The following is a 13367-nucleotide window of genomic DNA, read 5'->3' as shown; positions in this document are numbered from 1 at the left end:
GAGTCAGAGAAGAAGGAGTCAATTTTCTTCTCTGGCTCTTTTGCTTTGTCCCATTACTTTTCTCAAAATCAATCTATCATAAATGTTGTTTCACAATGATTTTGAAAAGAAATGGGGATGAAGAAAAATGACAGGTTTCAAATTGGCAATTTACCAGGACACTCTGGAGATTCAGAAACGTTACCACAACAGAAAAATTCATATTGAAAAAAAGATGGAGGAAATCCCAAAACAATATGAGGGCGATATTCGGAGATACAAGAACTATTGCTGCAGCACAGGTCAAGTAATTGGCACAGAGGCCATGCTTGATTATTTGTACATCTCACTGACTGAACAGCAAGTTAAGAAAACAACGTGGGAACGCCGATTAGCAGCTATTAGAAAATACTTGAGTGTCATTCATAAAATAGAGCTCAAAGGAGAAGCAGGAGTGGCATATGAGCTTTCGGGGATACGAAAAATGTATCAGGAAGATCAATACGCTCATTTGACTCAAGTTCGAGGAAAGTCAGCCATTGATAAGAAAGAGTTGACGGATATGCTCGATCGTCTCCCGATAAGAGCAAAGGCGATTTGTCTAGTTAATCTAATAACCGCTAACAGACCAAGCGAAATGGTGCGTTTAAAAATAAACGATTTCGATTTGAAAAACAAATGCGTACATGTTTATTTGAAGAAGCAAAAAAGATGGCACACTAAGCGACTCACGCCGGAAGTTATCTATGCAATCGATGTTTATATACGTGAATACCATCTTAAAGCAGACAATTATTTCGTGGGGAGAGTGTATAAGAATGGACGCTATGAAAGCACAGCAATCAGTGAAATCGGGTATTATCAGTTTTTGCAACGCTGGACTGGGCTTACGGGATACAATTTCCGGAAAAGCCAAGTGGTGGCCATGCATGCAGCAGGCGCTGATTTACCGACTATTGCACAGCAAACAGGACATCAATCACTTGAAACGTTAATTCAGCACTATCTTACAGTGTCCGAAGTAACCGTAGACAAGTATTTATAAACACAACATTGAAATGAATTTAAGAAATTAAAAATAGTACAGGACAGCTGTATCTTTTGCGGCAGCCCTGTCCTGTTTTACAATCAAGATATCTACTCATTCAACTACCAGTAGTTATATTTTTTTACTTTAAGAGATAATTTGCATAGGATTTAAAGAAACCCAATAACCGTAGTATAAAAAGGTTGCTGGGTTTCTTGAATTATATACTTGGTCCATCGCAGCTACCGATTATCCGGTGATATGTTAACTGAACCCTCTTATAGAGTTTAAAAATCAAGCTGTTGCAAAGATCATTTTCAAGAGAATTTTGATTAATTTATTTTCTCGTTGTTTGGAAAGCTTTGTTTAAATTGAACTAGTTCTTCAAATAGATAAAGATTTAAAACTTAATTTCTATTTTCTCTTCTTATCGAGTTTGGAAGCATCACATCAATCTCTTTCTCTGAAAAAGTCTGCTCTTCTTCTGTTTTTAGAGCTTTTTGTGCTTCCTTATAACTCTTCGCATCGGTTCTTGGGGATTGAGCATAAATTTCTGCTGTCCTATTTTGCAAATCATCTCTTCGTTCCATTACATCAGTTGACTCTAGCAAGTCAAAATCTGTGAGTAATGAAACGTATTCCTCCCTTATCTTCCACAGTGCATCAGCAGCTTTCTGATGTGACTGAGCTGTTTCAACTAAGTCGAAGTTTTTGGTATAGGCATTTAATATCAACAAAGCAATGGAAATAACAGCTCCCACAATACTGGCAATTACCTCGTAAGACGAAATAATTGCCAAGAAACTTCCTGTGGTTAAGGCTGACAATATAATCTGCCAAACTTTGATTGTATTATTTTTCGACATAAGTCGGTGAACGATTTTATTATGACAAGTTAATGTATAAACTAATCGTCCATATGCTTCTCTAATTTGGGATTCCAGTTTATAACCTTGACTATCCAGGGAATTTCGTTCCATATATTTCCCTCCACTTTACCTTAGATGAGTAGGGCCGATCATTAGATTCATGATTAATAGCTTCTAGAGAAAGATTATAAGCTACAGAAGCTTTATTTTGAAAATTGCCGCCCTTCCAAACATAACGACCACTGCCCGGTGCTAACCAGTATAGCTTTTCTTTATCTAAATCCTTCAAAAATTTAAAGAAATCTCTACTCATATAATCATAGTAAAGAAAAGATTTATCTTTATGTTCCCAATCGCTCAAGAACCTATAAGCAAGCGTGTCAATTAAGATCCCACTTATAGGAACGCTACATTCGGCTTTCCAAGAGCGTGCCATTCTGCACAATCTTTTTAAATTTTTATTTGTAGTTTTATTTAAATTATACATGGCCTCAATTTCTTTTTTGGATCAGTAGATTTCCAGCTCCCCCCATTGTTGGTGTCTGGGTAAGTGTAGCTACCACCGTCATTGATAAATGCAGGAACAATTTCAAAACTGATTCCGTCCGAAAAGTTAATTGCAATCACTTGTCCATCCCCATTTAGATGCGATGTGCTATATGTCTTTTCCAATTCATTTTTTACTTCTTGCAATAAAGCAGATTGTCCATTACCAGTATAATCGTTAAATTTTTTATACGTTTGATAAGGTAATTGAACCATTACATCTATATCACTGGTCCATATTTTTGTTCCACGACCGTAAGAACCTACATAAAAACTATTTGCCGTCTCAGATGTACTTCCTCTATACGCTGTATTTATCCGTTTAGTTATTTGTTTATAGCGATATTGTATTTTGTTAACATTATCACTACTCATTCTTAGATTAGAACAAAATGTAGAAAAGTAATCACTTACAGACACTGGACATAACCTCCTGATTTGATATAACGATTAATGAACTTGAAATACAACTCACATGATATATCATTGTTGAAATTTTAAAATACATAGCTCACTGAAAAGGGCAGTAGATTACCAAAGTAATTATACATTTTTCACGATTCAATATACTCATTTTAGCATAAATTCCCAACTAAAAAAGAATATGAAGTTAATTTTTCAAATCAAATCGTTCGTAAAAGTCCACCTTTAAGAACACTCTATTATATAGAGGGAACAGCATCAAAAAATGTCATAGTACTTTTAACAGAACAGACCACGATGACTCTTATGATGATTTCGTCATTTGCAGAGGAGGCACGTTCATAGAGATATCTTCAATTTTGAAAAGTCCACTTACCTTCTCTGTTCCAAAACTCGTCCTTTTCTGGACACGGCATTGGGTGATTAGAAAAGGATCTTTTTTTATGTGTTACGTGTAATAAAACTCTGTACATTATTCTATGTTCACTAACCATTGGTTTTTTATCTTATGGTACAATTAATTTAACGAAAAAGACGAAAGAGTGATTGGATGTTAATTGGATATGCACGGGTCTCAACGGGATTACAAAATTTGGATTTACAGATGGATGCGTTAACTGCTTACGGCTGCGATAAAACATTTCACGATAAAATGAGTGGCACAAAAAAACAGCGTCCAGGTTTAGAAGAAGCGATTAACTATGCACGTGAAGGAGATACGATTGTTGTTTGGCGATTGGATCGGTTAGGAAGAAACATGCAGGATTTGATTCAACTTGTAAATGCCTTAAATGAACGGGGAGTTACCTTCCACAGTTTGCAGGAAAACTTGACGATGGATAAACGCAATGCAACTGGACAATTGATGTTCCACTTGTTCGCTGCATTTGCGGAATTCGAACGGAACTTGATTGAGGAACTTTCGGCTGCCGGACGGACAGCTGCCAGAGCAAGAGGGCGTCTCGGTGGACGACCGGAGAAGTTTGGCACAAAAGATATTGAAATGATGCGTTCGTTGATTCAAGGTGGGACACCGATTAAAGATGTGGCTGAAAGATGGGGCGTTTCTCGTACCACTATTTATCGTTACTTGGAAAAACAATAAACTTGCACTTTCTAAAATTAAAAGAGGCATAACATGGATTTTAAAATCCATGTTATGCCTCTTTTAGTTTTATATATATTGTTGTAAATTTTTCTCTTTATCGTTAGTAGTGATAATCTTCTATTACAAAAGTTAAAGTAATTACAACTTAACAGTAGAAATAAACCACAAGTGGTCTATTTTAAGATTGTACTTAAAAGCTTATTATCATTAATCAATTTCCCAGACTGATGAGTAATGTTATATTCATCAAAAAAATGCGATATACAAATATTTTTCAAAAGTTTATTGTAAATAAGAAGAATTAAATTGGTGCTTTGGATTTATTTTCAATTTTAGTTTTTCGGGATTTTTAAATTAAAATAGGAGGTTAATTTTATGAAAAAAAGGTTTTTGATTTTTTTACTTCTTCTCACTTTTACGTTTAGTTCAGTTTACGTTTTTCCCCACTCTCAAAGTGTTTCCGCAGCAAGTGCAAAGCTAGCATATGGTCCGAAAATTGTGGGTGGTATGAAACTATATGTTACCAATGTCCATCCTGGTTGGGCAGGCCCAAAATTCCCGAGTAATTCCACACCGCATACTAATGTTCATTTAGACAAAAAAGATTTAAGAGGCCAATGGAAACCATATTATAATTTTCATGTTGTTAGATACATTAAGAAGTCCAAAACATGTATTTACATCTACGAAACGAAGAAAAAGAAAACTGTTATAGATACGTGTAATTCCACTTCCAATTGGAACGACTTATCAAAAGTAGGAGCAAATGCAATGAAGTCTTTTGCAAAAAGTAGTCTTTCTTTTAATGATCAAACTAGTTTATTTTCAATATTCGCCATAGTTCCTGTAATTCTTTATAAGTTACTTACAGGTGGATATGCTGTAAGACCAGCTTCTGTTGATACAGAGATACTGGTAGAATATAATGAGTCGCTATATATCACTGAACCTCAACCACCTAATGATATATCCGGTTATGACCCTTCAGTAGAGATAGAGTCGGAAACTTTAGGCGGTACAGTCGTCAACAGTACACTTGGAGACGATATTACTAATATAACTGAACTTCCAATAGTAGAATACGAAGAACCAACTACTACCGTAACACCAACACCAGGAACTACATTAACTCCAACACCAACACCAATATATACACCTATATACACAGGTCCATACAAAGAAGATATGTAGAAATTGTATATTTTAAAAAAATAGTTTACAGCTCTCTTTACTTTTCATTTTAATTTCTAATTATAAAAAATGAATATTCACTAGTTAAAGAATTATAATATAGCAAATTATAATGGAGGTTATTTATGGAAAACTTTATTGTATTAGAAGACATTTCTTCTTCCTTTTCTACTTGGAATATGGTTTTAAAAGCCGCGCTCGAACACGCAGATAGTTTTTGTGTAGTTTTTCCGAATGGAGAATATGAGGAAGAAAATCCGTTACTTACAGGGAAATTAGAATTTGAACGTCTACAACTGAAAACAACTCAAAAACCTTGGAGTAATTTAGAGTGGGCAACTGAGTATACTAGTGAACTAAATGAGAGTTCAAAAGCATTTATTCGAAAATATATGTGTTTGACTCCTAGTAAATCAACAGGTACACTATGGAATTTTAGTTTACTTAAAAATGGTGTTGAATTATTGAATGTGCAAGATTTTGAAGTTTGTATCTTAAGTGCAAAAACAGAATTGATAGTTCATTTAAATAAACAAGACGGTGAATGGTTAGATAATTTTTAGTAGTTAAGATGTCCAGTGTTTATAATATAACGTCTGGAATTTTAACTCGAAGATGTTTTATTATATTTTCATATTTCTATTTTAATAAAATCTTCTAAATGATTATCGAATTCTTTAAAGTTCAATGCTATGTGCTGCAAGAAAAACTCTATTAAACATTGATAGTAAAGCAGACGAATAACATTTCGTCTGTTTTTTAATTCTGGCTAAAATTTTTAATAACTATAAATCCCTATTATTTAATGGAATTTTGTAGAATAAAAACAGATTATGGATTTTGCATAAACGTAAGCGTCCAATTATTTGACGCTTACTTATATACATGGTCAGTTTGAGCATTCTATTGAAAATAGGATTAAGTTTTCCCCTCTAATTAAGCCTATTTTTGATGAAGGAATTGACGTTGGAGAAGCAAGCTTCATTTTTTTGAAGAAAAAAGCATACAGTAAAATAGATGCTGATTATTTATTACGATTAAAGATAAGACAAGACTCCAAAGAATATTACTTGAATTTATTTTTGAAAAAAGACAAGTTGTCAAACGACTATATCCTCATCTCTTTCTTTCCTAGATTGAATAATGATTATGAAAAAACTCAAACCAGATTAACACTTTTGTATAGAAAGAAGGAAAACGGAGAGATTGCAGAAGAATTATATGTACATAAAAATTATACTCCGCCATCCTTGCCAGAGATAGAATCTTAGAAAAATAACAAGTACTAGAACAAAAAAAGAACGGCACTGAAGTTATTCGTTAACTTTAGTGCCATTCTTTTTTTGAAGTTTCTTCTATTATAATAGATTTGCTGCCTGTTCTTCGAGTGCTCTTACCAATTTATAAAAACTGGTCTTTTTAACTCCAGCCTGTTGCATGGCTTCCACTGCTGTCAGTTCTTTAGCTTTCCATTTTCTATATACCTCTTTGAATTCCTCTGAAACATAAACTGCGGGTCTGCCAAACTGAATACCATTTTGCAGTGCCAAATCGATTCCTTCACGCTGCCGTTTCCTGATGCGTTCCCGTTCTTCTTCTGCCATCCAGGAAAGAATCTGCAACACCAGATCCGCAATGAACGTTCCCATGCTGTCTTTGTATTGGGTCGTATCCAATAACGGCATATCCAACACCACAATATCCGCTTCAATATTTTTCGTGAGGTCATTCCACTCCTGAAGGATCTCTTCTTTGTTTCGGCCAAACCGATCCAGTGAGTGAATATATAAAATATCGCCTTTACGGATAATCCGTTTGAGCAACTGATAGTTCGCTCGCTCGAAACTCTTTCCGCTTTGTTTGTCCAAATAAATATCCCGATCAGTGATGCCCATTTTTTTCATAGCTTCCAACTGACGGCCTTCATTTTGGTCTTTGCTGCTGACGCGTATGTAACCAAATTTGCGATGTTCCATAATTCACCTCTATAAACGATTATTTCCTCTCATTATACCTGAAAACCGTTCGTAAAAGTGTGTGCAATTTCGTGAACGTTCGTAAAGTCATTTCATACATTTACGAACGTCATTTTCAGCCGTTTTCAGCCGTTTTCAAAGCGTTCGCAAAAGTGTACTTTTACGAACGGTTTAATAGAATAATCTATTTTTATATTCTCTCATGTCAAATTTTATTGACAAGAGAGAATATAAAATGATATCTTTATGTCAGTAAAAATAGACAAGTCTAAAAAGGAGGACATGAAATGAAACAAAGCATTTTTCTTTTAACTCAGTTAGACCAGTTAAAGAGCTTAAGCGATCCCTTACGGGTGGAGATGCTGCATTTACTAATCGAAAAACCTTACTCGGGCCAACAGCTTTCTCAGTTGTTAAATATTCCGCGTTCAAAAATACATTATCACTTAAAAGATTTAGAAAAAAATGAATTGATTTATCTGGTCAGTGAGTCAAAAAAACGAAATATGACAGAGAAACAATACCGATCGACCGCAAGAAGTTACATTCCTGCGAAAGAATTAATGCCTTTTCAAGCCATACAAAATGAAGGTGGAAAACTGATGGCTCTCACTGCGCTGGAACGGACCAAAGAACGAGTATTAAAAGCACCTGATACTGCCTTTATAACAGAAACGGAAAATCCGAAAGAATGGGGTAAAATTTCCAGCCAGCTAGAAGTGAAAATGACGGAGAAAAAATTCAAAGAATGGGTCATGAAATACCAGAATTTACTAGAAGAATTAACAGGGGTGGAAGAAGAGGGAGAAGATGGGGAGTGGTTCTATATTTCCACCTTCGGTTTCCGTATGAATGAACCTTTTTTCAATTCATCGGAAGATGGAGAAGAGCATGAATAGTAAGTTGTCTAAAATTAAAGAACGCTACCGACAAATTCCTTTTTTGGTGTGGTCTTTGCTTTTGGCCAATATTATCTTCAATACATTTCGTTTTATGTCCATGCCATTCATGGCCATTTATTTCAGCGAAAAACTGAACCTCACGCCTGCAGAAGTCGGGGTCTTGATCGGGATTTCCCCCCTCAGTTCTTTGGTATTCAGTGTTTTAGGTGGTAGGATTGCTGATAAGTTTGGGATACATAAAGTTTATCCTATCGCTTTGCTTATTCCAGCGGCGAGTTTGATCGGTTATATCGTCTTCGAAAATTATCTGGTTATCGCACTGTTTTCCGTCCTCGCCGGGATCGGTTGGACTGTTTATAATTCGACTAGTAATTCGATTCTTGCGCTGCATACCCCCAAAGCGCATACTGAAGTGGTTTTCGGTTATAACTACTGGGTTATCAATTTGGGCGGGGTTTTAGGGCCGTTGCTTGGTGTACTGGTCATTGAAATGGGGAGTTATGAAACGCCAATTATTTTGTTTTCGATTATTTTAGTCGTGTTGGCCGGATCAATGATTGGTTTATTCCGTATCAAAAAAGCAGATATCTCTATTCACTATGTAGAAGCAGAAAAAGAACTGGCAGGCTCCAGATCAATATTCACTTTGCTCACGAAAGACCGCGTACTGATCTGGCTGATGCTTAGTTATTTCTTTATCTTTTTCATCGAAGCGCAAGTCGATACGAACATTGCACAATATTTAAATGGCTCTTTTGAAGATGGCGTTCGCTTGTTTGGATTGCTGGTTGCCATGATGACCGGCTTGATTGTCGTCTTACAGCCGATTGTAACGCACGTTTTCAGTCGGTTTAGCAATGTGTGCTCCTTCATATTTGGTAACAGTCTTTACTTTCTTGGATTTTTAATTTTGTTGTTCTTAAACAATTTTACCTACGCATGGTTTGTTTCTTTTGCATTTATCACAATCGGAGAAATGATAGTCGCACCGAAAATGCAGGCAATCATGGCGAAAAGCGCTCCGACAAATTTGAAAGCCACGTATTTTTCTTTAATTGGCGCTGGAGGAAACTTCGCATATGCGATTGGACCTGGAATCGGAGGTCTGCTTTTAACCAATCTAAATATAAACTATCTGTTTCTGTTCCTATTATTTATAGTGTTTGCTCAATTCTTTGCATTGGTCCAAGCTAATAAATCTTATAACCTTAAAATTCCTGAGTCATTACACCCATCGACCATTAATGGGAAAGAAAAATCGTAAAGGTGGCAAGGAGTAAGTTTACATATCGCAGCTTATCGGAAGCTACGTGTATTTTAAAGGGGAAAAGAGGCTATAGCCAGCACATCTTTTCTCCTTTTTGTTCGTGAAAATGTACTTTTACGAATGCGTGGCTACACTTTACGTATATCTTGCAGATGGAAATTAATGTTATTATAAGAATATTAAATAAGTTACTTAAATAACAGTGCTTTTAGAAGACCCAATATATTTTATAGGAGGCCAAAATGAATAAAAAGTTAAAAGATTGGAAAGATCCAGCCATACTGTTGACTTCACTTGGCATTGCTGGCATCGGTGACTTTATTTACCTGGTCGCCATCAATATCATTGTTTATCAAATGACTGGTTCTGCTGCAGCAGTAGCCGGACTTTGGATCATTGGACCGATTGTCAACATCTTGACGAAGTTTTGGACTGGAAGCTTTATCGATTACCGCAGCAAGAAGAAAGTCATTATCGCAACTTATCTTTTACGGGCAGGATTTATCGCATTGATTCCCTATGCTCCCAACATCGTTGGCATTTACGTGATTCTCGTTTTCCTGAGTATCGCTAAGTCTTTTTTTGGTCCTTCTTCGACCACCTATACAACCATGCTAGTGCCGAAATTAAAGAGAAAACGTTTCAACTCCATTCGTTCGGTTACTTCTTCTGGTGCATTTATCGTCGGTCCCGCCATTGGCGGTACGTTAATTCTGCTTAGCTCGATTCAGGCCACCCTTTGGATCAATGCAATTTTCTTTGTGATTGCAGCACTGCTGCTTTTGGGACTTCCAGAGCAAGAAGAGATTGACCGTGAGACGATTCCTAAGATGACCGTTGCTCAAGTATGGAGTGATTTTACAGTGGTTAAGCAATTCCTTTCTGAAAACAAATACATCGCTATTATTTACTTGAGTTTTATTCTGGTCATGATTTTTTCGTTCGCCATGGATGCCCAGGAAGTCGTGTTTACCCAACGGGTAATCGGTCTTTCCGAAGTAGACTACAGCTTGTTAATCAGTATCACCGGCATTGGTTCAGTTAGTGGCGGCGTTCTGCTTACCATCTTTTCGTCAAAGTTCTCTTTACGGTTTATGATTGTGCTCGGTGTGGTGATGACGGCGGTCGGCTATGTCCTGTATGCTTTTTCTTGGTCATTCCTCACCATTACAGTCGGCTTCTTGATTTTAGGTTTTTTCAATGTCTTCATGAATACTGGCATGGCTACGTTTTACCAAAACAACATTCCGGTTGCGCTGATGGGAAGAGTCACCAGCATTTTTCAATTGGTGCAGAGTGTCGTACAAGTCCTATTCATCTTAGGAATCGGTATCTTGGCAGATGTAATTTCCCTGCGAGTCACTATTGTTGGACTGGCCAGCATTATGCTGCTGGCATCAATCGTCTTTTCCTATTTTGTATTGAAACCACAACAAGCTGCATTTTACCGAGAAGAGGAGGAAGAGGTCGAAAAGGAAGTGTTGGTTTAATGACTCTATAGACTCAATTCTTGTAGAAAGGAAGATGCCAGATGAGCGAATATGATTCGAATCCACGGAATGATTTAATTGGAGACATTTTAAAGGAATATACTAAAACAGGAGGAATGGATGATTTGCCCGGTACTGGAAAGCCTTTGTCAGCGGAATATTTTTCAGGAGATCTTTTTCAGCATTTTCAGCGCGTAGCAAATGAGGCAGGGCATAAACCCCATTGGCTGAAGCTCCAGCATGATATTCGGGATGGGATTCAAGATGCGATTCTTCAACTTAGCAAAGGAAAGAGAAGCGATGTGCAATTAAAGGTTGCGTTGCTCAACGATAAAATTCATGAATTTAACCAAATTTGTCCGATACCTCTTCAAAAAGGATCAGTGAGGATGGAAAATTTAGATGCGGCCATGGAACGTTGGAGATAATGGTTTAATTTCATATACAGGAATTGTGAGAGGATGCAAAAAAAAGAGGGGAAGAGGTGAACTGAACCCCAGGTGATAGACATTTAAAAAGTGATACATTAGTGGCTCAGTTCAAATTATGAGTTCGTTGTCTTTTTAGTTTGCAAAAGTGTACTTTTATGAATGCTTATATGTCTCTCCAATTTTAATACACCACCGGAACTTTTTTGATAGTGAGCAAATGGCCTTCAGACAAAAATAATTCTTCAGAAGACTTTATTTTATGTAAGAATACTTGTTTTTTCTCTAGGACTTTAAATGGCACTCTATTAGAATTAACCAGCTTGGCAACTTGAAAGCTACATCTTTTGTGATTCTCAGCTTTTTTGTGAATGTACTCAAACAGAATATCCACTTCTTCTTTTGTATTAATACCATTATCAATTTCAAGCTGGATAGGAAAGTCGAATCCTTTAATCCGTTCATTAGATCTTTCAAAATATAATTCATGTTCTTTATAGATTTCCGTGGTCAACTCGATATCGGAGGCAATGTAATAAAAATAGGTCATCAATAAATCTCCTTTCAATAATTAGAGATAGTAAGGGAGCATCCTTTTTAGAATGTTAGAACATATATAACATATTAGATCGTATTTTGAATAGACATGAGTTTACATATCATAAGTTATCGGAAGCTACTTATAGTGAAAAGGAGAGAAGAGGCTGTCCATTGCGCATCTTTTCTCCTTTTTTTTGCAAAAGTGCACTATTACAAACACTTCTGAAATGATTATTTAAATAAAACTAAATTCTTATTCTTGCGATTCGCGCCCCATTTAATGGATAGTTTATAAATTGTATTAGGTCCCATATACTTTCAACTAATGACTACTTTATTCTTCCCTTTATCTTTTGCTATATATAAGGATTTATCTACTAACTCCATCATAGAAGTAAGCGGCATTTTATCAGTGAAAATTCCCCCTCCAATCGATACGGTAAACTCAAGCAGGCAATCTTGATAGTGAATGGTCAATTGCTGAATAGATAGGAGTAACCTGTCAGCAATAAGTTTCACTTCAACTTGAGTGATGTCGGGCAATAAGATAGCAAATTCGTCTCCACCTATACGTGCTACAGTGTCCACAAGTCTTGTGCCTTCTTTAAGTTGATTTGCCAATTCTTTTAGTACATGGTCTCCTGCAGGGTGTCCATAAGTATCGTTAATGGCTTTGAAATTGTCTGTATCAATACATAACAAGGCCAAAAATCTACCATCATGACGCGCGCAATCTGATGCTTTAGCTAGTTGCTCCATAAAATAACGACGATTATATAGAGAGGTCAAAGGATCTTGTTCTGCCAATTCTTTTAATTGAAGTTCTAGAAGTTTCTGTTTGGTAATGTCTACATAGCGAATAACTACTCCTTCAATAAATCCCTCGGTTTGAAGAGGCGTAGCTTGCATCAAAAACCATCTTTTTATAGTAGGAGAGTGACAGGATTGTTCAAAATTAAAAGAGTCTTTCTGTCCTGTCAATATCGCTCGTAGCCCCTGATGCAGTAGAGGCTCATTCTCACATTGTTCTAAATAATTCATTCCAATACCATAACTCGCTAAAGTTTCGCCACTTCTTAATGCAAATTGAAGCCATTCATTATTTACAAAAAGAATAGAACCAGTTGCATCAATCAAACAAATTTGATCTCGCAAAGAATCCAGAATAGATTCCTCTATTCCTACTTCTGTTGATAGGATATTTTCGCAATCTTTCTTCAATATAACCATCATCTTTCTTTGATTTATATTTTTATTAAAGTGTTTAACTGAGCTAGTAATCGGAATTCTAAGAAATGCAAGTAATTCTGTCAAAGTTATGACATTTAGCATGACTTCTTCACTACTATATTCAACAACGAAAATTTCTCGTTTTAGATTAATTTATTTGCGGGCTTGCAGTTGCAAAGACGTGTTGTAATTGAGTACTTTTGGGGTGACCTAATTAAACGTCAGAAGAAAGTCCAGAATCTCTTTCTGGGTCATACGGTCAGAGCTGTTTCTTTTGAATAGGTGCGCCAGATATGGTCGTGACGATTTTTGTGTGTCATATATATTTTATATTTCAGTGTTGACAATAAAATATACTTTTCTACTATTGTTTTTGGAATGCGTACGATTT

General features: G+C 36.1%; 15 protein-coding genes. 9 read left to right on the top strand and 6 right to left on the bottom strand.

Features of this window, described 5'->3' with window-relative positions; all coding sequences use genetic code 11:
- The first annotated feature begins 127 nt into the window (after nucleotides 1-127).
- Entirely contained in the window at nucleotides 128-1024 is an 897-nt protein-coding gene (locus PLANO_RS13580) for a tyrosine-type recombinase/integrase (protein WP_038704973.1), read from the top strand.
- A gap of 389 nt (nucleotides 1025-1413) precedes the next feature.
- Here the strand turns inward: PLANO_RS13580 and PLANO_RS13575 are convergent, their stop codons facing one another.
- From PLANO_RS13575 to PLANO_RS16215, 3 genes are read right to left on the bottom strand one after another with little or no spacing between them, the layout of a single operon-like run.
- Nucleotides 1414-1986: an SLATT domain-containing protein gene (locus tag PLANO_RS13575; RefSeq protein ID WP_038704972.1), complete on the bottom strand. Its 573-nt coding sequence runs from the start codon at nucleotides 1984-1986 to the stop codon at nucleotides 1414-1416.
- Nucleotides 1964-2362: a hypothetical protein gene (locus tag PLANO_RS16220; protein ID WP_231554732.1), complete on the bottom strand. Its 399-nt coding sequence runs from the start codon at nucleotides 2360-2362 to the stop codon at nucleotides 1964-1966. The genes PLANO_RS13575 and PLANO_RS16220 overlap by 23 nt, the downstream gene beginning before the upstream one ends.
- Nucleotides 2350-2841 carry an SMODS domain-containing nucleotidyltransferase gene (locus PLANO_RS16215; RefSeq protein WP_231554731.1) on the bottom strand — a complete coding sequence of 164 codons (492 nt, stop codon included), beginning with the start codon at nucleotides 2839-2841 and terminating at the stop codon, nucleotides 2350-2352. The genes PLANO_RS16220 and PLANO_RS16215 overlap by 13 nt, the downstream gene beginning before the upstream one ends.
- A gap of 553 nt (nucleotides 2842-3394) precedes the next feature.
- Here PLANO_RS16215 and PLANO_RS13565 point away from each other — a divergent pair.
- From PLANO_RS13565 to PLANO_RS13550, 4 genes are all read left to right on the top strand, one after another.
- Nucleotides 3395-3949, top strand: coding sequence for a recombinase family protein (locus PLANO_RS13565; protein WP_038704971.1), 555 nt, complete (start codon nucleotides 3395-3397; stop codon nucleotides 3947-3949).
- Between the two features lie 378 nt (nucleotides 3950-4327).
- Nucleotides 4328-5143 carry a hypothetical protein gene (locus PLANO_RS13560; protein WP_038704970.1) on the top strand — a complete coding sequence of 272 codons (816 nt, stop codon included), beginning with the start codon at nucleotides 4328-4330 and terminating at the stop codon, nucleotides 5141-5143.
- Nucleotides 5144-5268: 125 nt separating this feature from the next.
- On the top strand, nucleotides 5269-5706 hold the full coding sequence (locus tag PLANO_RS13555; protein ID WP_038704969.1) for a hypothetical protein: 438 nt from the start codon (nucleotides 5269-5271) through the stop codon (nucleotides 5704-5706).
- A 303-nt stretch (nucleotides 5707-6009) separates the two neighbouring features.
- On the top strand, nucleotides 6010-6414 hold the full coding sequence (locus tag PLANO_RS13550; RefSeq protein WP_038704968.1) for a PBECR4 domain-containing protein: 405 nt from the start codon (nucleotides 6010-6012) through the stop codon (nucleotides 6412-6414).
- A gap of 87 nt (nucleotides 6415-6501) precedes the next feature.
- Here PLANO_RS13550 and PLANO_RS13545 read toward each other — a convergent pair whose 3' ends face one another.
- Nucleotides 6502-7119 carry a recombinase family protein gene (locus PLANO_RS13545; RefSeq protein WP_038704967.1) on the bottom strand — a complete coding sequence of 206 codons (618 nt, stop codon included), beginning with the start codon at nucleotides 7117-7119 and terminating at the stop codon, nucleotides 6502-6504.
- A gap of 287 nt (nucleotides 7120-7406) precedes the next feature.
- On the opposite strand from PLANO_RS13545, the gene PLANO_RS13540 reads away from it, so the two are divergent.
- From PLANO_RS13540 to PLANO_RS13525, 4 genes are all read left to right on the top strand, one after another.
- Nucleotides 7407-8018 carry a winged helix-turn-helix domain-containing protein gene (locus tag PLANO_RS13540; RefSeq protein ID WP_038704966.1) on the top strand — a complete coding sequence of 204 codons (612 nt, stop codon included), beginning with the start codon at nucleotides 7407-7409 and terminating at the stop codon, nucleotides 8016-8018.
- Nucleotides 8011-9285 (top strand): MFS transporter, encoded by a 1275-nt coding sequence (locus PLANO_RS13535; RefSeq protein WP_038704965.1) that lies wholly within the window; start codon nucleotides 8011-8013, stop codon nucleotides 9283-9285. The genes PLANO_RS13540 and PLANO_RS13535 overlap by 8 nt, the downstream gene beginning before the upstream one ends.
- Before the next feature lie 245 nt (nucleotides 9286-9530).
- Complete coding sequence (locus tag PLANO_RS13530) at nucleotides 9531-10778, top strand: MFS transporter (protein WP_038704964.1); 1248 nt, start codon at nucleotides 9531-9533, stop codon at nucleotides 10776-10778.
- A gap of 41 nt (nucleotides 10779-10819) precedes the next feature.
- The gene (locus tag PLANO_RS13525) at nucleotides 10820-11206 is read left to right on the top strand and encodes a DnaJ family domain-containing protein (RefSeq protein WP_038704963.1); all 387 of its coding nucleotides are present in this window, start codon (nucleotides 10820-10822) and stop codon (nucleotides 11204-11206) included.
- A gap of 184 nt (nucleotides 11207-11390) precedes the next feature.
- Here the strand turns inward: PLANO_RS13525 and PLANO_RS13520 are convergent, their stop codons facing one another.
- Together PLANO_RS13520 and PLANO_RS13515 are read right to left on the bottom strand one after the other, a co-directional pair.
- Nucleotides 11391-11756 carry a hypothetical protein gene (locus PLANO_RS13520; protein ID WP_038704962.1) on the bottom strand — a complete coding sequence of 122 codons (366 nt, stop codon included), beginning with the start codon at nucleotides 11754-11756 and terminating at the stop codon, nucleotides 11391-11393.
- Nucleotides 11757-12064: 308 nt separating this feature from the next.
- A complete protein-coding gene (locus tag PLANO_RS13515) occupies nucleotides 12065-13060 on the bottom strand; it encodes a sensor domain-containing diguanylate cyclase (RefSeq protein WP_231554730.1) in 996 nt (331 codons plus the stop codon).
- Between the last annotated feature and the right edge of the window lie 307 nt (nucleotides 13061-13367).

It is taken from the genome of Planococcus sp. PAMC 21323 (assembly GCF_000785555.1).
Lineage (GTDB): Bacteria > Bacillota > Bacilli > Bacillales_A > Planococcaceae > Planococcus.
This window is presented reverse-complemented; position numbering and strand designations above follow the sequence as displayed.